Source organism: Leuconostoc gasicomitatum LMG 18811 (genome assembly GCF_000196855.1).
GTDB classification, from domain to species: Bacteria; Bacillota; Bacilli; order Lactobacillales; family Lactobacillaceae; genus Leuconostoc; species Leuconostoc gasicomitatum.
This window is the reverse complement of the sequence record NC_014319.1, coordinates 1447507-1471880: the sequence shown is the minus strand read 5'-3', so window position 1 is coordinate 1471880 and position 24374 is coordinate 1447507. Positions and strand designations below refer to the sequence as shown.

The following is a 24374-nucleotide window of genomic DNA, read 5'->3' as shown; positions in this document are numbered from 1 at the left end:
ATAAAGTAGACTGAGGAAAAAACTATGCCTGAAAATGTTACAAATCGTGAATTTGAAGTTGTCTCTCAATATCAACCAACTGGAGATCAACCACAAGCAATCAGTCAATTAGTAAAAGGCATTAATGCTGGTGTCAAAGAACAAATATTACTTGGTGCTACAGGAACGGGGAAAACATTCACGATTTCCAATGTTGTTAAAACCGTTAGAAAACCAACATTAGTGCTCAGCCATAATAAGACTCTGGCTGGACAACTGTATAGTGAATTAAAGGAATTTTTTCCAAATAATGCGGTTGAATATTTTGTGTCCTACTACGATTACTACCAACCAGAAGCATATGTGCCTAGCTCTGATACATTTATTGAAAAGGATTCAGCAGTCAATGATGAAATTGATCAGTTGCGTAATTCTGCAACTAGTTCGCTTCTGTCTCGAAAAGACGTTATAGTTGTGGCATCGGTTAGTTCAATTTTTGGGCTTGGTGATCCGCATCAGTACGAAGAACATGTTATCAATTTGCGTGTTGGCAATGAGTATGGTCGTGATCAATTAATGCGTGACTTAATTGATGTTCAATTTACACGCAATGATATTGATTTTCATCGTGGTACTTTTCGTGTACGAGGTGATGTCATGGAAATTTTCCCAGCATCAGAAGATGAATTGGCCTTGCGTGTTGAATTTTTTGGTGATGAAATCGATCGTATTCGTGATATTAATTCATTAACAGGTGAAACGTTAGCAGAACGTGATTTTGTCTCAATTTATCCAGCCAAACATTTTATGACTGACGACGATCAGATGAGCACTGCACTTGCTGGTATTAAACAAGAAATGACTGAGCAAGTTAGTCGTTTTGAAACAGAAGGTAAGCTGATTGAGGCACAACGTATCAAGCAAAGAACTGAGTATGATTTAGCCATGCTTGAAGAAATGGGCTTTGTTGGTGGTATTGAAAACTACTCACGTTGGATGGACGGTAGAAATCCAGGCGAACCACCATTTACCCTATTAGATTTTTTCCCAGATGATTTTTTAATTGTAGCTGATGAAAGTCATGTCACAATGCCACAAATTCGTGGGATGTATAATGGCGATCGTGCACGAAAAGAGACTTTAGTGAATTATGGTTTTCGATTACCTTCAGCTTTGGATAATCGACCTTTGAAATTGCCAGAGTTCGAAAAACATGTTAATCAAATTATTTATATGTCAGCTACGCCGGGTGATTATGAGTTGGAGCGTGTGACTGATAATCATGTCGCTCAGCAAATTATACGACCAACAGGGTTGCTTGACCCAGAAATTGAAGTGCGTCCCGTTATGGGGCAAATTGATGACTTAGTAGGAGAAATTAATGCGCGTTCAGAAAAAAATGAACGTGTATTTATAACGACTCTGACAAAACGTATGGCAGAAGATCTAACAGATTATCTTAAAAACGTAGGGATCAAAGTGGCATATTTGCATTCGGATATTAAAACGCTTGAGCGCACCGAAATTTTACGAGATTTACGTTTAGGTAAATATGATGTATTAATTGGTATTAATTTGTTACGTGAGGGTATTGATGTGCCTGAGGTGTCTCTAGTCGCTATTTTAGATGCTGATAAAGAAGGGTTCTTACGTAACCCTAGATCATTGATACAAACCATAGGACGTGCGGCACGTAATGCCAATGGACATGTGATTATGTATGCTGATAAAGTAACTAGATCAATGCAAGAAGCGATCGATGAAACAGCGAGACGTCGTGAAGTTCAGATGCAGTATAATGCTGAAAATGGGATTACACCAACAACAATCAAAAAAGAAATACGTGATTTAATATCTGTCCGTTCAGTATCAACAGATGGTAAAACAACGATTGATCTTACTCAAGTCGCTTTTAAAGATTTACCTCAGGATGAACAAAAAAATATTATTGCTAATATGGAAGGACAAATGAAAGCTGCAGCTAAGTCTTTGGACTTTGAAGAAGCAGCACAATTGCGCGACAGTGTGATGACGTTAAAAGCATTATTATAAGTCAACTTAATTTGCAGGCTATTAGGACTGTTATAATGACGTTAGTATCAAAAAAATTTAGATAAGGAAATGCAATTGTAGTATATTTAAAATGATATACGATTACAATCGCTTTAAATACATGGCAAAAACTAATATTGAAATACGCGGTGCGCGTGCTCAAAATTTAAAAAATATTGACGTTGATATTCCAAAAGACAAGTTAACAGTAGTTACTGGTTTGTCTGGGTCGGGAAAATCTTCTTTAGCATTTGACACGCTTTACGCAGAGGGACAACGTCGCTATGTTGAAAGTTTATCATCCTATGCACGTCAGTTTTTGGGGCAAATGGATAAACCTGATGTTGATTCAATAGATGGCTTATCACCAGCTATCTCAATTGATCAAAAAACAACATCTAATAATCCAAGATCAACAGTAGGAACTGTCACTGAAATTAATGATTATTTCCGATTATTATATGCACGTGTTGGGCGACCAGAAGATCCACAAGACGGCACCAAAGTTATGACAACAATTGATCAAATGGTTACGTCTGTTTTCCAACAGCTAACGATTGGTGTGCGATTATTAATATTTGCACCAATTATTAGTGGCAAGCGTGGATCACATGAAACAGCCTTCGAAAATATGCGAAAACAAGGTTATATTCGTGCGCGTGTTGATGGCGAAATAGTAGAAATTGATACGCAAGATATGCATTTAAATAAAAATAAATCACATGACATTGATGTGATGATTGATCGGATTGTATTACGTGCCGATTCACGTTCGCGTTTATTTGATTCAATAGAATCAGCTATCCGATTGACAGGCGGTTTAGTTCAATTGGACGTTGTCACGCGTGATGACGAACAGAAAATAGCACCTTTAAGGTTTTCCGATCACTACCTTGGTCAATTGCGAGATTTTAGAGTTGGCCGGTTGGAGCCTAGATTGTTTAGTTTTAATGCACCACTTGGAGCGTGTCAAGTTTGTCAAGGACTGGGTGTTACACGTGAAGTCGATATTGATTTAGTTGTGCCTGATGCCACCAAAACACTACGCGAAGGGACAATAGCACCGTGGAACCCAATCTCGTCAAATTACTATCCAGAAATGTTGCGCCAGTTTGCTGAACAGTATAACATTGATTTGGATACGCCGTTTGAAGCACTGCCAAAGTCACACCAAGAGTTGCTTCTCAATGGCTCAGGGACTAATGATTTTCATTTTCATTATCAAAATGATTTTGGTGGCGTGCGCGATGTAGACATCCCCTTTGAAGGTGTCCTTAATAATGTTTCACGGCGGTTTAATGAAACAAATTCAGATTATACACGTGACCAAATGTCTAAGTATATGACGGAATTAACTTGCCAAGCCTGTGACGGTTATCGTTTAAACGAAGCTGCGCTCTCAGTTAAAATTAATGGGCATCATATCGGCGAAGTCTCAGAAATGCCTGTTGATAAAGAATTGACTTTTTTTGATGACATTACTTTAGGACAACAGGATACAATAATTGCTAAACCAATACTTAAAGAGATAAAAGATCGATTAGGATTTTTGGAAAGCGTTGGGTTAAAATATTTGACGTTGTCACGTTCAGCAAGGACACTTTCTGGTGGTGAATCCCAACGTATTCGTTTAGCGACACAAATTGGTTCAAATTTATCTGGTGTTTTATATGTGTTGGATGAACCTTCAATTGGTTTGCATCAACGTGATAATGATATGTTACTTCAATCTATGCGACATATGCGTGATTTAGGCAATACATTAGTTGTGGTTGAGCATGATGAAGATACAATGCTTGCTGCAGATTACTTAATTGATGTTGGACCTGGTGCAGGAACACTTGGGGGTGAGATAGTCGCTACGGGAACACCATTGGAGGTTGCTAGTAATGAGAGATCATTAACCGGGCAGTACCTATCTGGCAAGCAATTTATACCAGTGCCTACTAAGCGACGTAAGGGCCATGGTACTTATATCACAATCAAGGGGGCTAAAGAAAACAATCTTAAAAATGTGACTGCTAAATTTCCTTTAGGTAAATTTGTAGCAGTGACTGGGGTATCTGGTTCAGGAAAATCAACACTCGTCAATCAAATATTAAAACGTGCTTTGAAACAGAAATTGAATAATAATTCCGAGAAGCCTGGTAAGTACAAAAGTATTGATGGCGTTGAAAATATTGAGCAAGTTGTTGACATTGATCAATCTCCAATTGGACGTACACCACGTTCTAATCCGGCGACATATACAGGCGTATTTGATGATATTCGTGATTTATTTGCGCAAACAAATGAAGCTAAGATGAGAGGATATAATAAAGGACGTTTTTCATTTAATACGAAAGGCGGCCGTTGTGAAAACTGTCGTGGTGATGGCGTCATTAAAATTGAAATGAATTTTTTGCCAGATGTATATGTTACCTGTGAAGTTTGTAATGGGACACGTTATAATTCTGAGACCCTTGAAGTGATGTATAAAGGATTTAATATTTCTCAGATTTTAGATATGTCAGCTTCTCGAGCATTAGAGTTTTTTGCGCCCATTCCTAAAATTGCTCGTAAACTTCAAACAATTAATGATGTTGGATTAGGATACATTAGATTAGGACAATCAGCTACAACTTTGTCGGGCGGTGAGGCACAACGTATGAAGTTAGCATCAGAATTGCATCGTCGCACAAATGGTAAAACGATGTACATACTGGATGAACCTACGACTGGTTTGCATGTTGATGATATTTCTCGTTTACTTGTGGTTTTACAGCGATTAGTTGATTTGGGAAATACAGTTATAGTGATAGAACATAACTTGGATGTCATTAAATCTGCTGACTGGGTAATTGATATGGGTCCCGAAGGCGGAGAAGGTGGCGGAAACGTTTTGGTGACCGGTACACCGGAAAAAATTGTTAAAAACGATGTGTCGTATACCGGAAAATATCTACAGACTATTATGGCACGTGACTTATCACGTGCGGCGGCATTGAAATAATATAAAAAGCATCTATGAGTCAATAAAACTGCTCATAGATGCTTTTAAAATAAATATGTTGATTACTTGGAAATTTTAACCTGTTTGGCTAAATCATGAATAGCCTTCAATGCACGTTTGCGCGTCTTGATGTTTGGGCTCTTTAGTTTCCGAGCCGCTGAAGCAATGTCTAACTTTTCTGTCATGATAGGAGATCTCCAATTTGATTTTTTCGCAAATAGGGACGGTGTTAATGTGCTGATACAGCCAACATTAACACTAGCAATCTTACTTACAATAGATAAGTATACCTATTTTTTTAAAAAATGCAAACATCCTTCTAAAATATGCGTTAAAATAATAATAAGAAATTTTAAGAAAGTAAATGTGTTTTTATTTCTACTTATAATGATGACGGTAGAAAAATTAGTTCTTACCGTGTTCTGGTTGAAAAAATTAAACACTTAAATAATATGCCAAAGAGACCAAAAATTGTTATTATTGGTGGCGGCTCAGGTTTGCCAGTTATTATTAAACCACTAGTTAAAAAAAATATCGATCTCACTGCAATTGTTACGGTTGCAGATGATGGTGGATCTAGTGGGTTATTACGAAATTATATTAACATTGTGCCACCGGGTGACATTCGAAACATTCTGGTTGCAATGTCTCATGTTGACCCCAAAATTACACAAGTCATGCAGTACCGTTTTGATGCTAAAGATGATTTTTTTGCTAAGCATGCAGTTGGGAATTTAATCATTGCCGCTATGACAGAAATGCATGGTAACATTTTTGATGCTGTGCAACATTTGGCTCGTTTTATGAATGTACGCGGTCGAATTTATCCAGTTTCTAATGAACCCTTAGTGCTACATGCTGAATTTAAAAATGGGGATATTATTGCAGGAGAAGCAGAAATTACGCATGCGCACAAAACAATTGATCATGTCTGGGTAACCGGTGATGAACCAGGCGAAGAACCAAAAGCAGCACCTGAAGTTGTTGAGGCAATTATAGGTGCGGATATGATTGTGTATGGACCAGGAAGTCTATTCACTTCTATTTTACCTAACGTTGTGGTCCCTGAAGTTAATGCGGCCCTGCGTATTACAAAAGCAAAACAAGTTTATATTTCTAATATAATGACGCAAAAAGGTGAAACAGATGCCTATACCGATGCACAACATTTATTAGCTTTGAATTCGCATATTGGCGCGCCTGTAATAGATTATGTTGTTGCCAATAATGCTGTTGTGCCAAATGATTTTGTTGATTTTCAAAAATGGGATGAAATTTCGAATCAAGTTAAACTGGATGAGGCTGCTGTTAGTGTGCAGGGGGCCAGACAGATAGCTGGTGATTTCTTGCAATTGCGTGATGCAGGGGCATTTCATGATGGCGAAAAAATAATGAAAGAATTATTACAAATTTTGGAGCGAAAATAATGTCATACGCAGCAGATGTTAAAAAAGAATTAACGGGCTTATTGGTTCACAATGGTAATGCCAAAGCAGAACTGTCTGCATTAATGCGAATGAATGGCGTCAGTACATTAGGAATAGATCAAACGGTGTCTGTTCAAACAGAAAATGCCGCCATTGCTCGTCGGATATATACATTACTGACACAAAATTATGCGGACATTATTGTTGAAGTTAGAGTGGCGGATCATAATCACATGTCACAACATAAATCATATGGTGTGTTACTCAAAAATAAAGTGACTGAAGTCATGGCTGATTTGGGTGTTGATCCATTTGGTTTACACCCAGAAATTCCAGCACGTATTCTAAATCAAGTAGATAAACGACGCTCGTTTTTACGTGGTGCTTTTTTAGCGGCTGGATCTGTTAATTCTCCAGAAAAAGCAAACTATCATTTGGAAATTTTTACGACACATGAAGAATTGGCAGAACAATTGCTAAATATCATGAAAGAGTTTGATTTACCGGCTAAAATAACTGATCATTCAGGTGGCTTTATTGTCTATATTAAACGTGCAGAAAAAATAGTTGATTTCCTTTCAACTATTGGGGCCATGCAAACAATGTTACGATTTGAAGATATACGTATGATGCGTGATATGCGTAATTCGGTCAATCGTATGACCAATGCAGAAATGGCGAATATTCAAAAAACTGCAGATGCAGCAAGTAAACAAGTACAGCAAATATTATTTATTGCAAATGAAATTGGCGACTTAGATTTGTTGCCAAAAAAAATACGTGATATTGCCAAATTGCGATTAGAATATCCTGATGATTCCTTAGCAGAGTTAGGTGAGCGTTTAGAAATTAGTAAATCTGGCGCTAATCACCGAATGCGTAAAATAAAAGAGCTTGCGCAAATGATTCAAAATGATATGCAATATGATTTAACAAAACTATAAAATAAATTTTAGCACTCTATACGCGTTTGTGCTAAAATGGTAATAAGCACATATGCTTATTTTAGGTAAGCATATGTGGCAACACAATAATTTAAAAATTAAGGAGCCTAACAACTATGTGGCCAGGAGTTATAGAACAAACAGCTAACGGACGTGAAAGTTATGATTTACCTTCACGGTTGCTTAAAGATCGTATTATTTTGGTTCAAGGTGAGGTTGAAGATAGTATGGCAACTTCAATTGTTGCACAATTGCTATTTCTAGAAGCCCAAGATCCTACAAAAGAAATTTCAATGTATATTAATTCACCAGGTGGATCTGTTACGGCTGGCCTTTCAATTACGGACACGATGAACTTTATTAAAGCACCAGTGACAACAATTGTTATGGGCTTAGCCGCTTCAATGGGTACAATCATTGCTAGTTCTGGTGAAAAAGGACATCGTTTTATGTTACCAAATGCCGAATACTTGATTCATCAGCCTATGGGTGGTGCAGTTGGTGGTACACAACAAACTGATATGGCTATTATTGCTGATCAGTTGACTAAGACACGTGCTAAATTAAACAAAATTTTAGCTGATGCATCTGATAAGGATTTGGAAACAATTGCACATGATACAGAACGTGATAATTGGATGAGTGCTGAGGAAACGTTAGCATATGGCTTTATTGATGGTATTCTATCAAAAGCAGGTGAAAAACCAGTCACAAAATAAATCGCAGTAGAAAATTATTGTGATATTTAACTTAATTGATTCATTTTAATTATTTAGCCCGGAATACTTTGATTGTATTCCGGGCTTTTTGACTATAAAATATATCTATGTCAAAAGCTTAATAATTTCGTTTATTTACGTGCAAAACTGCACAAAATAAGGTAAAATTAAATGGCAGTATAAAACATGGAGGATATTATGAAAATTTTTGCTTACGGCATACGTGACGACGAAAAGCCATCACTTGAAGATTGGAAGTCAGCTCATCCAAATATTGAGGTTGGCTATACACAAGAATTGTTAACAGCTGAAACAGCAACGTTGGCTAAGGGTTCAGTTTCAGCTGTGGTCTATCAACAACTTGATTATACACGTGAAGCTTTGACAGCTTTGGCTGAGGTGGGCGTTACTAACTTGTCATTAAGAAATGTTGGTACTGATAATATTGATTTCGAAGCAGCAAAAGAATTTAATTTTAACATCTCAAACGTTCCAGTATATTCACCAAATGCTATTGCGGAACACTCAATGATTCAATTATCACGCTTATTACGTCGTACAAAAGCACTTGATGCAAAGATTGCTAAGCACGATCTACGTTGGGCACCCACAATTGGTCGCGAAATGCGCATGCAAACAGTTGGTGTTATTGGCACTGGTAACATTGGTCGTGTTGCAATTAAAATTTTACAAGGCTTTGGCGCAAAAGTAGTTGCCTACGACAAATTTCCAAATGCTGAAATTGCGGAACAGGGTTTGTATGTTGACTCATTAGATGAACTATATGCACAAGCTGATGCGGTTTCACTATACGTACCAGGTGTACCTGAAAATCACCACATGATTGATGCAGCAGCCATTTCAAAGATGAAAGATGGTGTTGTTATTATGAACGCATCACGTGGTAACCTAATGGATATCGATGCTATTATCGATGGCTTAAATTCTGGTAAAATTTCTGATTTTGGTATGGATGTTTATGAAGAAGAAGTTGGTTTGTTCAATGAGGATTGGTCAGGTAAAGATTTTCCTGATGCCAAAATCGCTGATTTGATTTCACGTGAGAATGTTTTGGTTACACCCCACACGGCTTTTTATACAACGAAAGCTGTTCTTGAGATGGTTCATCAATCAATGGATGCTGCTGTTGCTTTTGCTAACGGTGAAACACCTGCAATCGCTGTTAAATACTGATAGTAAGATGTATTCGACCTTTATTATGGCTGATTATTGTTAAACAATTAGGTAACTATGTAAGCAGGATCAATAAGGAAAAATTATGAGTATTAAAGCAGATGGTCAAAAATGGGCCACAAAAGAGTCACAAGCTGTGCGCAATGAAGAATATGCACGCAAAGCGTCAGAAAACATGCCAGTAACATTTAATGGCACAACAGAACTGAAGCTAAAAGATTTTTTCTTTAAAGTATTGTCAGGATCAGCGCAAGGAATACTAATTGGTGTATTACCTGCTGCAGTCATGAAGTACATTATTCAGTATTCTGGTTTAGGAACCACAGCATTTGGTTCAAATTTAAGTGCTATTCTAACTTTGTTTACATCACTTATCCCATTTTTGATTGGTATGGCAGTTGCACTCCAATTTAAAATGAAAAGCTTAGATGTTGGTGTTGTGGCAATTGCAACGGCAGTTGCTTCTGGTTCAATTCGTTGGGCACAGGCACCAACTGGATTTTTGAACCCAGTGACCGGAATACGTTCATTAGCACCGGCTAACATCTATATTGCCAGTGGTGCTGGAGATGTCATTAATGCAATGATTGTTTCTGCTATAGCAGTCTTGGTAACATGGTTGGTATCTCGTTATCTCCGAGGATTTGGTTCTGTTGCGATTATATTGAGCCCAATTATCGTGGGTGGTGGCGTAGGCTTAGTTGGGAAAACAATTGCACCATATGTTGGGGATGTCACTACTTGGATAGGTAAACTTGTAGAAACATTTACTAGATTTGCACCAATACCAATGGCAATCTTAATTGCTATGGCTTTTTCAATTATTATTATTACGCCAGTTTCAACTGTGGGAATTGCTTTAGCAATTTCCTTATCTGGCATTGGTTCTGGTGCTGCAGCTATGGGTGTTGTCGCTACGACAATTGTGTTGTTAATTAATTCATGGCGAGTTAATAAGCCTGGTGTCACGGTCGCGATTGCATTAGGTGCCATGAAGGGCATGATGCCTTCTGTCTTTGCTAAACCAGTGACGATGTTGCCATTTTTATTGGCTGCAGCAATTTCTGCTATACCAGTTGCCTTGTTTAACATTCAAGGAACACCAATAACAGCAGGGTTTGGTTATATTGGTTTAGTTTCACCTATTCAATCAATGGTAAAAGACCCTAATGTACCTGCAACTGTTATGAATCATTTTATTAATCCTATGATTGCTGTACTGGCTTGGTTGATTGTGCCAATTGTGGCAGGACTTATTGCACAATATATCTTTAGCAAACTGTTGAAATTATATGTACCAGCCGACTTTCAACAAGAATTATAAATGCGATATGTTAACAAATAATATGAAGGCCAATAGTTGGTCTTTTTTTATTTTTTCAGATAAATTAAGAGTCACTTTAAATTTTGTGTGATTGTAGTGTATAATAAAATAGAATAAATAAATTGGATGATGGTCTTAATGCGCTTAGAGCACTTTACGCCAACCTATATGGTTGAACGAATATATGATTTAACAGTTGAAGATTTGAAAAAGCATGGCATAAAAACGGTGTTAGCAGATTTAGATAACACCTTACTTGCGTGGAACAACCCAGAGGGGACACCTGAGTTAAGACAATGGTTAACTGACTTGTGTGACGGTAATATTGAGGTAATTGTTGTGTCTAATAATACGACAAAACGCGTGGCGAAAGCTGTCAAACCACTTGGGGTTAAGTTTGTGTCATGGTCATTAAAGCCTCTGCCACGGGGTATTCTCTATGTACTGAGAACGCATCACTTGAAGCAAGAAGAAGTTATCATGGTTGGCGATCAAATGTTAACTGATATTTGGGCTGCACATGGTGCGGGTGTCAGAAGCGTATTAGTACAACGCTTAATTGAATCAGATATGTGGCAAACGTGGATAAATCGTAGTATTGAAAAGCAAGTGAAAAAAATTGTTTTCAAAGCACATCCACAGTTAAAATGGGAGAAAACACTTCGTGACAACTGAATTAATAACGGACGAATACGTTCAAGAACAATTAAATGAGGGATTACGCTGCATTGGCTGTGGGGCAGTTATGCAAGTAGTAGACTCATCAAAAGCGGGTTATTTGCCGATGAGTGCACTAAAAAAATCAATTGATAGCGAGGAACTATTGTGCCAACGCTGTTTTAAATTACGACACTATAATGAAATTCAACCTGTTGAACTAACAGATGACGATTTTTCACGTTTATTACATCAAATTTCAGATGCAAAAGCTTTGATAGTTTATGTCATAGATGTTTTTGATGTAACAGGTTCCGAAATAGCTGGTTTGCCTCGTTTTGTTGGCCAAGATAATCCCATTTTGGTGGTCGCAAACAAAGTTGATTTATTGCCAAAGTTGCTTAATAAAAATCGTTTAAAAAATTGGTTGCAAGTGGAATTGAAGGCACAAGGAATTAAACCAGTTGATATTTTCTTAACGTCTGCAACGCATCCAAAAAACCTTGATGACTTATTAGACACAATTGATAATTATCGTGAAGGCCGTGATGTTTATGTCGTAGGCGTGACCAATGTTGGTAAATCAACGTTGATTAATCAAATAATTAAGTCTGGGACAGGTGTTCAGGATTTGATTACAACGTCACGTTTTCCGGGAACTACACTAGATCGAATTGAAATCCCATTAGCTGACGGTAGGCAACTTATTGACACACCTGGAATCGTTAAACGTGATCAAATTACTCATGTATTGGCTGATAAAGATTTAAAGTATGCGTTACCGAAAAATGAAATTAAACCACGTACTTATCAATTGAATGCTGAGCAAACAATTTTTATTGGTGGTTTAGCTCGTTTTGATTTTGAGTTAGGGGAACGTACCCCCATTACGGCTTACTTTGAAAATAATTTATCTTTGCATCGTACTAAATTAATTGGCGCGGACGACTTTTATGATAAACATGCAGGAGAACTATTAACACCTTCTCCACAAGAATCAACGATAACAAATCTAATTAGGCACGAATTCAATATTACTGAAAAAAGTGACATTGTTTTTGCAGGCTTGGGTTGGATTTCTATTCCTGCTGGTATTAAAATAGCCGGTTGGGCACCACAGGGCGTTTCAGTCCTCATTCGAAAGGCAATGATTTAATGTTACAACTAACAGGTAAGCAAAAGCGCTTTTTGCGTTCAAAAGCAAATACGCTATCACCCATTTTTTCGGTAGGAAAAAATGGTTTAACGCAATTGTGGGTTAATGAACTCGTTCTTGCCATCTCAAAACGAGAACTAGTTAAAATTAGTTTACAACAAGGTGCTGATGACTCGGCTAAAGATGTGGCAGAATTCATACAATCACATTCTGATATTACAGTGGCACAAACAATTGGACGGACATTGGTTTTGTTTTTACCAGCACAAGAAGATAAGTATAAGAGAATTTCGGTCGAATTAGCTAAAATTTAATTTAAGGTGGTCATTGTAATGAATGGTGTGTACACAATCTCAACTCAAACACAATCAGAAGTATGGCCCAACCAAGAAAAAAGAAAAATTGGTATTTTTGGTGGTACCTTTAATCCACCACATATTGGTCAGTTAGTATTGGCTGAAACGATTGGTAGACAGCTTGGTTTGGAAAAGGTATTTTGGATGCCGAATGCACAGCCAATTGATGGCACGCATGCGAGCGCAATATCTCCATCAAATCGTGTGCAATTAGTTAAAACGGCAATTATGGGGAATCCTTTTTTTGATATTGAGCTTATTGAGGTACGCAATGGCGGTAAGTCATATACTTATCAAACGATGCGTGAGTTAGTTGAGATGCACCCTGAGAATGATTACTATTTTATTATTGGTGGTGAGAAAATTGAAAAATTGCCAACATGGGATCATATTGAGGAGTTGTCACGTTTAGTAAAATTTGCAGTGGGTGTTCATGGTGATCAAAAAAAACAAGCCCCTTATCCAATGCTGTGGTATGATGTGCCAGATATTCGAATTACGTCTTCAGAAATCAGAACAAAGATACGAATGAAGCAAAGTGTTAATTACCTTGTACCAGAGCGTGAAGCCCTGTTTATAGCAGAGTATAATTTGTATCGAGGTTTATATGACTAAATATTTTAATGGTAGTATTACTGAATTAGAAACAAAAGTTGCAGCTGGACTAACGGACTATCGATTTCAACATATTCTACGAGTCCGAGATTACGCAGTCAAGCTAGCGCGTAAAAACGGTGTTGATACTGACAAGGCCGAAGTTGCGGCGTTGGTTCATGATTATGCTAAAGAGCGGTCAGATGATGACTTTTTAACTGTTATTGCGCGTAAAAATATGGATCCTGATTTAATTAATTGGGGCAATTATATTTGGCATGGCATCGTTGGTGCTGAAATGGTTCGTGATGAACTTGGAGTGACGGATTTAGATATCTTAAATGCGGTACGCGAACATACAACTGGTGGTGCAGCAGAGATGACGGTGCTATCACAAGTTTTGTTTATGGCTGATTACCTTGAGGTAGGTCGTGACTTTTCGGGCGTTGATATTGCACGCCAAATTACAGACCAATCTTTAGCAGCAGGTGTCAGGTATCAAATTGTACATACAGTACGGCGGCTTGTTCAAAAGGAAATGGCTATCTATCCTAAAAGTATTACAACGTATAATTATTGGTTAACAAGAGCATAATTAAAAAATTGAATTAAGAAAGCATGGGAAAAAATTTTGACAACAGCATTAGATGTAACAACACTGCTTAAAACAGCTGTAGTAGCAGTTGATAATAAACAAGCGAATCATATTGTGGCACTTGATATGCGAAAAGTGAGCTTAATGGCTGATTATTTCGTCATCGCAGATGCTGCATCTAATCGTCAAGTACAGGCGATAGTAACAGAAGTGAAAGACCAAGTGCAGGCTGCCGGTGGTGAAATTAAATTAATTGAAGGATTTCAAGCTGCGGACTGGGTTTTAATCGACTTAGGGGATGTCATTGTCCATATTTTTTCTACAGAACAACGTGGATTTTATAATTTAGAACGTTTATGGAATGATGCACCTTATGTAGATTTAACAAAATTCCTTGTGACTGAATGATAAAAATTAGAGATGAGCAGCAGCTCATCTCTTTTTCTGTTAAAATAAACAGTATGACTAATGAAAATATACAAGACAATTATTCAACATTTGCTGAAAAATATGATACGCTATTTAATGATGAGATGTATTATTCATGGGCAAATTATGTTGCCAATAACACAAAACCAGGTCGCCTACTAGACTTAGGTGGTGGAGCAGGAAGATTGGCCGTTTTACTATCGCAACAAAATTATAGTGTTGATGTCCTAGATATATCTACTGAGATGTTATCACTTGCACAAAAACATGCAGTTGATTCTGATGTCGATGTGAAATTACTGCAGGCAGATATGCGAGAATGGTCAGATTGGGAGTTGCGTTATCCAACAATAGTCAGCTTTGCCGATGCATTGAACTATCTACCCAATTTAGCTGATTTTAAAGCAACTATCAGGCAGGTATATGATCATCTTGAGGCGGGCGGCCAATTTTTATTTGATGTTATTACGCCTTACCAAATCAATGTATTATATAATAATTATTATTATAACAACGATGATGACGAAGAAAATATTTTTATGTGGACAAGCTATCCAGGAGAAACACCTAACAGCGTTGATCATGATTTGAAATTTTTTGTTTATGATGAAAATATTGACGGTTTTAGAATTTTACGTGAAATTCATCATGAGCAAACTTATGCTTTGTCTGTTTTTCAACGCGAATTAGAATTAGCTGGATTCGAAGATATATCTGTGTCAGCTGATTTCGGGAATCAAAATATTAACGATACGACTGAACGTTGGTTCTTCAGAGCGGTGAAAGCATGAAGGCAGTTGGTATAGTAACAGAATATAATCCTTTTCATAATGGCCATATTTACCATATACAACAAGCAAAAAAGGAAACAGGGGCCGATGTTGTTGTGGCTGTTATGTCGGGTAACTTTGTTCAACGTGGGGAACCAGCGTTATTTGACAAGTGGACACGTGCACAAGCAGCATTAGAAAACGGCGTTGATTTGGTTATTGAGTTACCAATATTTTATGCAGTGCAGCCGAGCCATTTATTTGCCGAAGGGGCAGTTAAATTATTGGCAGCGCTGGGAGTGAAAGATATGGTATTTGGTAGTGAACATGCTGATGTTGATTTTTTATCTTTGGCAAAACAAGCACCTAGTGTGTCACAGGGAAAAGATTTGCAAGATAAAAATCAAACTTTTGCAAGTGCATATGCCCATCTGTTAGAAGCAGAAACAGGTTTTAAATTAGAAGATCCTAACGATATTTTAGCACTTGGATATGCTAAGGCCGTTGTAGATTTATCAGCAGATATTAAATTACATGCTATTCAAAGAGTTGCAGCTGGCTATCATGACACGCTGTTTTCAGATACGCAAACAATTGCCTCAGCATCGGCCATTCGTTTAGCGCTACATAAAAATAAGTTAGAAAAAATACAAAGTGTTGTGCCAGACATCACTTTACAAAATGTACAATCAATGAATAATACAATTAATTTTGAACAAAAATTTTTGCCATTGTTAAAGTACCGTTTAATAACAGATACTGTAGGACAATTAAGTCAAATTTACCAAATGGGTGAAGGCTTAGAACATCGTTTAGCAGCTGTAGCATTAAGTGAACCGGGACCACAAAACTACCAAAATTTTATCAAATCAGTGAAATCAAAGCGGTACACATTTGCACGGATGCAACGCACATTACTATACACGTTGTTAAATGTTAAAGTGGATCAAATGCAGTCTGCTATGCAAGAGCCGTATTTACGTGTTTTAGGATTTACTGATGCTGGTCAGCAATATTTAAATAGCATCAAAAAAACAGTTACATTGCCATTAATTAGTAAAGTTGATCAAAATTTGACCAAAACTAATCTGCGTTTAGATTTTAAGGCGGGTAAATTATGGCAAATGTTAGCAAATAGTACGGGTCAGCAACAAGATGTGACGCGTAAACCAATATACGTCGCCACTAAAAAATAAACTTAGTTGCAATGTCTGTCATTTTAGATTATAAATGAATTTTTATAATGGCGATATTTAGGAGAAAAAATGAAATATAATAAAAACCAATTGCAAAAATATCGTCAAAATGCCTTGACTTTTGATGAAAAACTTAATCTAGAAGAAAACGCAAAAAAACGCTTTCCAACTACGGTTTTGGCCTTGTCGTTAGTACAAGTAAAAGGGTATATTCGTTATTATGATAACGAGGATCTCAGCCTTCACGCCGAAATTACTGGAAAAATTACTGTACCTTCTTCACGATCATTGCTACCTGTTGTTCGTGATATTAATCTTATAATTGACGAACGTTATATTGAAGATGAACAACGATTAAAAGATTTTGATGAAACCGAGGCAGTTTTTGTATTAGAAAACGATACACTAGATGTTGACGAGGCCATCCTTGATAATATTATTGCAGAATTGCCATTGCAAATTTTGACAACGGCAGAAATAGCAGATGATAAATTACCTTCTGGGAAAGATTGGCATGTTGTTAGCGAAGAAACGTTTGAAAATGAGAAAAAAGATGATAATAATTCAAATTTTGATCCAAGATTTGCTAAATTAGATGATTTTTTCAAAGAATGAGAAAATACTTGCAAAAATTCAAAAATTACTCTAAACTATAGAGAAGTAATAAGAAATTTATTCGGTAGTCGCCGATCTAAATGTTGAGGATAAATAATGAGTAAAGTATTGATTGTTGAAGATGAAGAAAACTTGGCAAAGTTTGTAGGCCTTGAATTAAAGCATGAAGGCTATGAAGTTGAAACAGTTTTAGATGGTCGTTCGGGATTGGATGCAGCATTAGAGAATAACTATGATGTTATTTTGCTTGATTTAATGTTGCCAGAACTAAATGGGCTAGAGGTTGCTCGTCGTTTGCGCGAATCTAAGAAAACGCCAATCATCATGATGACTGCACGTGATTCAGTTATTGATCGCGTTTCAGGATTAGATTATGGGGCGGATGATTACTTGGTTAAGCCCTTTGCTATTGAAGAACTGTTAGCACGAATACGGTCACTACTCCGTCGTATTGCAATTGAGACGGAGTCTAACGATAAGCATCGCTCAATTATTAATTTCAAAGACTTGCGTATTGAAAAAGAGAATCGTATTGCCCGTCGTGATGATCAAATCATTAATTTAACAAAACGTGAGTATGATTTGTTATTGACATTGGTAGAAAACATTAACATCGTTCAATCACGTGAACAACTGCTAAAAGAAGTTTGGGGTTTTGATTCAGAGGTCGAAACGAACGTTGTTGATGTCTATATTAGATACTTACGTAATAAGATTGATGATCCAGAAAGTAAAGCATCTTATATCCAGACAGTTCGTGGTACTGGCTATGTCATGCGTAGCTAATAGGATATTATGGCTAAAGAAATAAAAACAATTAAAAAAGCCTCGCGTCGTTTCTCATTGAGTTGGCAACTTTCATTGGGGATGGCGTCTGGTTTTTTTGTTATATTTGGTGTCTTTGCTATTGTTGTAACTGAATTGGTGAAAAACTACTATAGTGATCTGCCAAATAAACTATATCTATACTTATGGCTTATTGTTATTTTAGGTGGTATTGCCGTTTTTATATTTACATTCATTGTAACACGTTATATTTTACGCCCAGTGAAGTCAATTGAAACAACAATAGAGGCTTTTGAAGATGATCCAATGACAACAATTCGTGCAGAAAAAGCACGCTCAAATGATGAGTTTTCTGATTTGATTAGTGTGCTAAATCGCATGATTGATCGCTTACAAAGCCTCATTGCTGCCCAACAACAGTTCGTGTCAGATGTTTCTCATGAATTACGTACACCGGTAGCAATCGTTAAAGGACACATGGATTTGCTGAATCGTTGGGGAAAAGATGAACCAGATGTTTTGAATGATTCGATTGTGTCATCTTTATCTGAAATGCAACGTATGGAAAATTTAATTAATGAAATGCTTAATTTAACCCGGGCAGAACAAATTCCAATTGAAAATGTTAAAGACATTACAGAGGTTGGTGGTTTAGTTCACAGGGTCTTTGATAATTTTAAGATGATACACCCGGATTTCATATTTACGTTTGATGATGATTTGATGCAAGATGCAAATGTTAAGGTACGTCAAGATCATATGGAACAAATATTAATCATTCTAGCTGATAATGCGGTGAAGTATTCATTAGACCGAAAAGAAATTCATTTTGCACTGTCACAGACGACTAATCGCGTCGAAATCGGTATTCAAGATTTTGGTGAAGGATTGTCTAGTGAAGAAGCGATGCGTGTGTTTGATCGCTTCTATCGTGTGGATAAGGCACGTTCGCGCGCAAAGGGTGGTAATGGTTTAGGCTTGAGTATTGCGCAACGTCTTGTTGAGGCCTACGGTGGTGAAATTACGATAGAGAGTGCACTGGGGTCGGGATCAGCTTTTACAATACGTTTGCCACTCTATAAAGGAAAATCAAATGATACAAAGTTATCGAATTGATGTCTATGGTATTGTGCAAGGTGTTGGTTTTCGTTGGTTTGCACAACAAACGGCAAACAAATATCACCTCGTCGGGTGGGTTTGTAATAATTCTAACGGCTCTGTTGAAATGAGAGTACAGGGACAAGAAACCAATGTTAAGGCTTTCATTGAAGCCATTAATCAAGGACCGGGCTATTACAGTCGTGTCGATAAAGTACTAAAACATGCAGTTGCGCCGTTTGAATCGAATAATTTTGCTATTAAGTAAGAAATCTTGGTATAATGGACTTCTGTAATAACCAGGAGAAAAAACAAACTTATGAAACAATTAAAGCGGGTTCTAACAGCAGCTTTTGTAATATTAGACATTATTTTAATTACTGGTGGCTATGACGAGCATAGTAAAATGTATCGTTGGATTGGACATCCTTTAGCTAATGGTATGACTGATATCGCACATATCATTGGTGGCGTAAATGGTATTGGTTGGGCAATCATTATCATCACGGCTATTTTACGTCTGATACTGTTACCTTTCTTTTTGAATCAACAGGTTAACACCACAATTAACCAAATTAAAATGCAAACGCTAAAACCTGAAATTGACAAATTACAGGCGTTGACACGTAAAGCAGGGACAACACAAGAACAGCAGCAAGCTAGTATGGCAATGATGTCATTATACCGGGAAAATGATGTCAGCGTTATTGGTGGTATTTCGTTTTTAACCATGGCTATGCAGTTACCTATTTTTTCTGGCCTTTACTCAGCCATTTTACATGCACCAGCACTGAAAGGTGCTGAATTTTTAGGGTTTAACCTAGGTAAACCACAAATTGTTTTTGCTATTGCAGCTGGTGTTATTTACCTGATTCAAGCATGGTTAGCTATGCAGCATATGCCAGAAGAGCAAAAGAAAACATCGGCAATGATGATGTTTATTAGCCCAATAATGATTTTTGTTTTTGCTATGATTGCCAGTGGCGCAATTGGTTTGTATTTTGTAGTCGGTGGATTGTTTGCGCTTATTCAAACACTGATACAACATTACCAGCGACCAGGTCTTGAAAAACGTGTTGTACGTGAATTCAAAATTAAAAAGACGGCTGATGATTTAATGCAAGAGAGCTCAAAAACGAAGAGTACAGTGACATCTACTGATGGTGAGCAGAAAATAGTGCAATCTAGTGAGACCAAAAATAAGAAACAGCGTAACGCTGGAAAACAAAAACGTTAATGGTTAAGTACGTCAAAGTGTTTGACGTACTTTTGTCAGTTCTAATAACAGGACAGGAAGAATTAAAAAAATGGATCGTATTTTATCAAATCAAAATAATCGTGTAAAAGCTTGGGCCAAATTGGCAACTAAAAAAGGACGTCAAGAAAACCGTACGTATTTGTTAGATGGTTGGCATTTAGTTGAGGAAGCAGTTAAGGCAAATGCTAAGTTTCACGCTGTCATGGCTACAGAAGAACAGATGCAAACACATTTACCTGATGTACCACATGGTGTCCCAGCTTTTGAAATTAGTGAGGAAGTCGCTAAACATATTGCAGGTACGAATACCCCACAGGGAATTTTTGCAGAAATTTCATTACCAGATAAAACATTCGACCCAAGTTACGTGCATGATGGCGCTTGGTTGTTGCTTGATAAAATTCAAGATCCTGGAAATGTTGGTACTTTAGTACGTACAGCAGATGCCGCAGGTTTCAAAGGTGTTGTATTTGGTGAAGGAACAGCCGATGCTTACTCTCCAAAAGTTGTCCGTGCGATGCAAGGATCACAATTTCATTTAGAAGTTTTGACTGGTGATTTGGTTGAATGGACAGACGCTTTAACTGCTAATAATTTGTCAGTTTATGGTTCGCAACTTAACGAGTCGGCACGCTCATACCGTGAAATTGAATCTAGTACACAATTTGCTCTAATTGTTGGTAATGAGGGGCAAGGAATGTCAGATGAATTAGCTGCCAAAACAACAGCTAATTTATATATTCCAATCCAAGGTCAAGCTGAGAGTTTGAATGTGGCTATTGCTGGTGGTATTTTAATGTTTAGTTTAGCATCTGGAAATTAGTAGAAAAATTGGACATGACGTCACAGTAAATAAGACATTCAACAGGTATGTGTTATGAGGTGTCTTTAGAATAAAAAGCCTATTGTGCAAAAGATATGGTTTTTTGCTATAATAGGACTTAACGATTTAGAGTAGAGGATATAACTGTGGAACAAACACTCACTGTTGCTTTGATTGTCGTGGGCTTTTTGCTCATCGTGACAGTTATGATGCAACCAAGTAAACAACAAGATGCATTATCAGCACTGTCAGGTGGTGCTGGTGATCTATTCGCGGAACGTAAGTCACGTGGATTTGAAGCTGTTATGCGCCGTTCAACTGCTATTTTAGGTGGACTGTGGTTTATTATTGGTTTTGCGTTGATGTATTTATCAGCACATTAAAAAATACAATGGTCAGTTTGCTCTTTTTGTAGACTGACTTTTTATTTTGAAAAAATTTAGAAAGAATAAATAAATGGAAATTGAACAATTAAAATCTCAAATTAATGGCTTTTTGAAAGCCAATCAGTTGCAGCATTTCACTGCACAAAATATGGCTGACGGGCTAAGAATGAATTCAGCAAGTCAATATCAACAAGTTGTGAATGCATTGAATGCATTGGTGCATGATGGTGATGTGCTTGATGATAATGGGCAATATAAACATAGTAATCATGCAGGTCACACGATTGGGGACTATCGGGCGAATGATAAGGGCTTTGGCTTTGTAAAATATGATGCTGAACTACCTGACTTCTTTATTAATCCCGAGAATACTTTACAAGCTATGCAAGGGGATAAAGTATCTGTTTCAACCATCAAACCATCCCCATCTCCTGATCGTGGGCCTGAAGGTAAAATTGAAGAAATTATTGAACATGCCTACGAGCGTATTGTTGGCACGTTCTCAATGGGTTCTGAAGCCAAAGGGATGATAGGTGAACTTAGAATTAATGACAAAAAAGCCATGAATTTTAAAGTATTAATTAATTCGAATGGTTTGATGCCAAATGATGGACAAGTTGTGGTTGCTGAAGTCACACGATTCCCTGACAAAATTCATCCGCGTGAACTCATTGCACATGTGACAGAGACGCTTGGGTATAAAGATGAACCAGGAATGGACATTTTACAAATTGTTTATGCCAAAAAAGTGCCAAGTGACTTTCCCAAAGAAGTTTTGGATGATGCTGCAAAAATCCCAGTAGAAGTGCCAGAATCTGAGTGGGCGGGACGTGAAGATATCACTGAACAAACACTTGTGACTATTGATGGAGCCGATACAAAAGATATTGATGATGCAGTGGTTGCTTGGAAGTTAGATAATGGTAATTATCATTTAGGTGTGCATATTGCAGATGTATCACATTATGTGACTGAAGGTTCAACTATTGATAATGAAGCATATACACGTGGGACTTCTGTTTATTTAACAGATAGGGTTATACCAATGTTGCCACGTAATATTTCAAATGGTATTGCATCGTTAAATCCAAACGTTGTCCGTTTGGCAATGTCTGCTGAGATGGAAATTGATCCGCAAGGCCGTATAGTGAATCATCGCTTGCACACATCAGTAATGAAATCGCATGCACGGATGACATATGATGCAGTTAATAAAATTTTAGAAGGTGATATCTTTGTGCAAGAAGAATATGCACAGTTAACACCAATGTTTAAAGTCATGGGTGAACTTCATGACATTTTGTACAAAATGCGCAAAGAACGGGGTGCGATAGAATTTGATGCACCTGAAGCTCAAATTATTGTTGATGAAGATGGTAAAGCGATTGATATTAAGTTGCGTGAACGTGGGACTGCAGAGCGCATGATTGAATCCTTTATGTTAGCTGCTAATGAAACGGTTGCTGAACATTTTGATAAATTAGAAGTACCATTTTTGTATCGTATTCACGAAACACCAGATGAAGAGCGTGCCAAGTCTTTCTTTGAATTTTCAAAAGCGTTAGGCCATCCAGTTTATGGTGATCCAAGTAAAGTGACACCAAGTATGTTGCAAAAATTGATGGCTGATGTTGCTGGTGACCCTGCCGAGCAAATGATTTCAACAATGATGCTTCGTGCTATGAAACAAGCTAAATATTCTTCGGACCCTGTTGGACATTTTGGACTAGGCGCGCAATATTATACACATTTCACATCACCAATTCGTCGTTATCCTGATCTAACTGTTCATCGTTTAATTAAGTGGTATGAAAAGCATGGTTATGGTGCTGAATCACAAGCAAAATATGCTGATAAATTAGTAAAAATTGGTGAGGATACTAGTACAAAAGAACGTCGTGCAGTTGATACTGAACGTGATGTTGATGCTTTGAAAAAGGCTGAATACATGTTGGATAAAGTTGGCTTGGAGTTTAATGGGGTTGTTAATTCTGCCTTGAAATTTGGGCTATTCATTAGTTTAGAAAATACGGTTGAAGGGTTAGTCCATATTTCTAATTTAACTGATGATCATTATGAATATGATGAGTCACATGCTGCATTGATTGGGCGATCAAAACATCGCATTTTCCAAATTGGTCAAAAAGTGCGAGTTAAGGTATTACGTGTTAACAAAGAAGAGAGAACCGTCGATTTTATCTTGATTGACACAGATAGTGCACCAACAACAGAAATTCGCGTTGCCTCAAAGTCAAACGGTAAATTTGGCGTTGGACGTAATCGTGATGAACGACGAAAAAATGAGCGTCGTGGTAAATCAGAAGGACCAAAACAAAGACGTGGTCCATTAGATGCTAAACAGGGTCAAAAACGTGACTCGAAGCGTAATTTTTAAGGCAAGGTGTTAATTGACATTTAGCGAAGTATTGATGACATCATGCGAATAATAATGTCACGCTGAATTCAGTCATGGAGGTTGGAAATTATGGCCAAAACAAACAAAAATGTTGGTAATTATTTGGCTCAAAATCGAAAAGCACGTTTTAATTATGCGATTGAGGAAACTTTTGAGGCTGGTATATCCCTTACAGGAACAGAAATAAAATCTGTACGTGCTGGCCAAATAACGATTGGTGACGGTTTTATTACAATTCATAATGGCAATGCGATACTGACCAATGTTAATATAGCAGCTTATACACAAGGTAACCAGTTCAATGTTGATCCGCTACGTCCACGGCAGCTATTATTGCATAAACGTGAAATTGTCTCGCTTAACAAGGCTGCAATCGAACCAGGAGTAACAATTGTGCCATTAAAAGTTTATTTGAAACATGGTTTTGCTAAAATATTAATTGGTGTAGGACGTGGAAAAAAGAAATATGATAAACGTGAAGATATCAAAAAGCGTGATCAAGAGCGTGAGTTGGGTAGACGTTTAAAACATTAAGAGCCAAACGGCTTTTTTTGTTTGACCTCAACTCATTTTATAGATATACTTAATATATGTGAAGTATTAAAATT

25 protein-coding genes are annotated in these 24374 nt (G+C 37.2%); 24 read left to right on the top strand and 1 reads right to left on the bottom strand.

The genetic code is table 11. The features are described 5' to 3' along the window. Positions 1-24: 24 nt before the first annotated feature. Both uvrB and uvrA read left to right on the top strand, forming a co-directional pair. Positions 25-2031 (top strand): excinuclease ABC subunit UvrB, encoded by a 2007-nt coding sequence (gene uvrB, locus LEGAS_RS07070; protein WP_013231820.1) that lies wholly within the window; start codon positions 25-27, stop codon positions 2029-2031. Between the two features lie 121 nt (positions 2032-2152). Then, positions 2153-5023 carry an excinuclease ABC subunit UvrA gene (gene uvrA, locus LEGAS_RS07065; protein ID WP_013231819.1) on the top strand — a complete coding sequence of 957 codons (2871 nt, stop codon included), beginning with the start codon at positions 2153-2155 and terminating at the stop codon, positions 5021-5023. A 62-nt stretch (positions 5024-5085) separates the two neighbouring features. Here uvrA and LEGAS_RS09970 read toward each other — a convergent pair whose 3' ends face one another. Continuing rightward, positions 5086-5208, bottom strand: a complete 123-nt coding sequence (locus LEGAS_RS09970; RefSeq protein WP_010015310.1) for a putative metal homeostasis protein — start codon at positions 5206-5208, stop codon at positions 5086-5088. 267 nt (positions 5209-5475) lie between these two features. On the opposite strand from LEGAS_RS09970, the gene LEGAS_RS07055 reads away from it, so the two are divergent. From LEGAS_RS07055 to smpB, 22 genes are all read left to right on the top strand, one after another. Continuing rightward, positions 5476-6450: a gluconeogenesis factor YvcK family protein gene (locus LEGAS_RS07055; RefSeq protein ID WP_013231818.1), complete on the top strand. Its 975-nt coding sequence runs from the start codon at positions 5476-5478 to the stop codon at positions 6448-6450. Continuing rightward, on the top strand, positions 6450-7394 hold the full coding sequence (gene whiA, locus LEGAS_RS07050; RefSeq protein ID WP_013231817.1) for a DNA-binding protein WhiA: 945 nt from the start codon (positions 6450-6452) through the stop codon (positions 7392-7394). The genes LEGAS_RS07055 and whiA overlap by 1 nt, the downstream gene beginning before the upstream one ends. Positions 7395-7510: 116 nt before the next feature. Beyond that, positions 7511-8113, top strand: coding sequence for an ATP-dependent Clp protease proteolytic subunit (locus LEGAS_RS07045; RefSeq protein WP_010390370.1), 603 nt, complete (start codon positions 7511-7513; stop codon positions 8111-8113). A 198-nt stretch (positions 8114-8311) separates the two neighbouring features. After that, the gene (locus LEGAS_RS07040) at positions 8312-9307 is read left to right on the top strand and encodes a D-2-hydroxyacid dehydrogenase (protein WP_010390372.1); all 996 of its coding nucleotides are present in this window, start codon (positions 8312-8314) and stop codon (positions 9305-9307) included. Positions 9308-9392: 85 nt separating this feature from the next. Next, positions 9393-10631 (top strand): PTS sugar transporter subunit IIC, encoded by a 1239-nt coding sequence (locus tag LEGAS_RS07035; protein ID WP_013231816.1) that lies wholly within the window; start codon positions 9393-9395, stop codon positions 10629-10631. Positions 10632-10769: 138 nt separating this feature from the next. Next, the gene (locus LEGAS_RS07030; RefSeq protein WP_010390374.1) at positions 10770-11306 is read left to right on the top strand and encodes a YqeG family HAD IIIA-type phosphatase; all 537 of its coding nucleotides are present in this window, start codon (positions 10770-10772) and stop codon (positions 11304-11306) included. After that, the gene (gene yqeH / locus LEGAS_RS07025) at positions 11296-12444 is read left to right on the top strand and encodes a ribosome biogenesis GTPase YqeH (RefSeq protein WP_010390376.1); all 1149 of its coding nucleotides are present in this window, start codon (positions 11296-11298) and stop codon (positions 12442-12444) included. The genes LEGAS_RS07030 and yqeH overlap by 11 nt, the downstream gene beginning before the upstream one ends. Next, positions 12444-12758, top strand: a complete 315-nt coding sequence (gene yhbY, locus LEGAS_RS07020) for a ribosome assembly RNA-binding protein YhbY (RefSeq protein WP_013231815.1) — start codon at positions 12444-12446, stop codon at positions 12756-12758. The genes yqeH and yhbY overlap by 1 nt, the downstream gene beginning before the upstream one ends. Positions 12759-12776: 18 nt before the next feature. Then, positions 12777-13415, top strand: coding sequence for a nicotinate-nucleotide adenylyltransferase (locus LEGAS_RS07015; protein WP_013231814.1), 639 nt, complete (start codon positions 12777-12779; stop codon positions 13413-13415). Next, positions 13408-13989 carry a bis(5'-nucleosyl)-tetraphosphatase (symmetrical) YqeK gene (gene yqeK / locus LEGAS_RS07010; protein WP_010390377.1) on the top strand — a complete coding sequence of 194 codons (582 nt, stop codon included), beginning with the start codon at positions 13408-13410 and terminating at the stop codon, positions 13987-13989. The genes LEGAS_RS07015 and yqeK overlap by 8 nt, the downstream gene beginning before the upstream one ends. A 36-nt stretch (positions 13990-14025) precedes the next feature. Then, positions 14026-14397, top strand: a complete 372-nt coding sequence (gene rsfS / locus LEGAS_RS07005) for a ribosome silencing factor (RefSeq protein ID WP_010390379.1) — start codon at positions 14026-14028, stop codon at positions 14395-14397. A gap of 53 nt (positions 14398-14450) precedes the next feature. Beyond that, positions 14451-15209 carry a class I SAM-dependent DNA methyltransferase gene (locus tag LEGAS_RS07000; RefSeq protein WP_013231813.1) on the top strand — a complete coding sequence of 253 codons (759 nt, stop codon included), beginning with the start codon at positions 14451-14453 and terminating at the stop codon, positions 15207-15209. Continuing rightward, positions 15206-16384 carry a nucleotidyltransferase gene (locus LEGAS_RS06995; protein ID WP_013231812.1) on the top strand — a complete coding sequence of 393 codons (1179 nt, stop codon included), beginning with the start codon at positions 15206-15208 and terminating at the stop codon, positions 16382-16384. The genes LEGAS_RS07000 and LEGAS_RS06995 overlap by 4 nt, the downstream gene beginning before the upstream one ends. Positions 16385-16453: 69 nt before the next feature. After that, the gene (locus LEGAS_RS06990; protein ID WP_013231811.1) at positions 16454-16999 is read left to right on the top strand and encodes a DUF177 domain-containing protein; all 546 of its coding nucleotides are present in this window, start codon (positions 16454-16456) and stop codon (positions 16997-16999) included. Positions 17000-17095: 96 nt separating this feature from the next. Then, entirely contained in the window at positions 17096-17785 is a 690-nt protein-coding gene (locus LEGAS_RS06985; RefSeq protein ID WP_010015289.1) for a response regulator transcription factor, read from the top strand. Between the two features lie 9 nt (positions 17786-17794). Continuing rightward, on the top strand, positions 17795-18901 hold the full coding sequence (locus LEGAS_RS06980) for a sensor histidine kinase (RefSeq protein WP_013231810.1): 1107 nt from the start codon (positions 17795-17797) through the stop codon (positions 18899-18901). Beyond that, positions 18879-19151 (top strand): acylphosphatase, encoded by a 273-nt coding sequence (locus tag LEGAS_RS06975; protein ID WP_010388652.1) that lies wholly within the window; start codon positions 18879-18881, stop codon positions 19149-19151. Before LEGAS_RS06980 ends, LEGAS_RS06975 begins: the two co-directional genes overlap by 23 nt. A 51-nt stretch (positions 19152-19202) precedes the next feature. Next, entirely contained in the window at positions 19203-20120 is a 918-nt protein-coding gene (yidC, locus tag LEGAS_RS06970; protein ID WP_010388649.1) for a membrane protein insertase YidC, read from the top strand. A 70-nt stretch (positions 20121-20190) separates the two neighbouring features. Continuing rightward, positions 20191-20964, top strand: coding sequence for a TrmH family RNA methyltransferase (locus LEGAS_RS06965; protein ID WP_010388647.1), 774 nt, complete (start codon positions 20191-20193; stop codon positions 20962-20964). A gap of 146 nt (positions 20965-21110) precedes the next feature. After that, positions 21111-21347, top strand: a complete 237-nt coding sequence (secG, locus tag LEGAS_RS06960; protein ID WP_010388644.1) for a preprotein translocase subunit SecG — start codon at positions 21111-21113, stop codon at positions 21345-21347. Between the two features lie 73 nt (positions 21348-21420). Beyond that, on the top strand, positions 21421-23745 hold the full coding sequence (gene rnr, locus LEGAS_RS06955; RefSeq protein WP_010388641.1) for a ribonuclease R: 2325 nt from the start codon (positions 21421-21423) through the stop codon (positions 23743-23745). A gap of 90 nt (positions 23746-23835) precedes the next feature. Continuing rightward, entirely contained in the window at positions 23836-24300 is a 465-nt protein-coding gene (gene smpB / locus LEGAS_RS06950; protein WP_010388639.1) for an SsrA-binding protein SmpB, read from the top strand. The last annotated feature ends 74 nt before the right edge of the window (positions 24301-24374 follow it).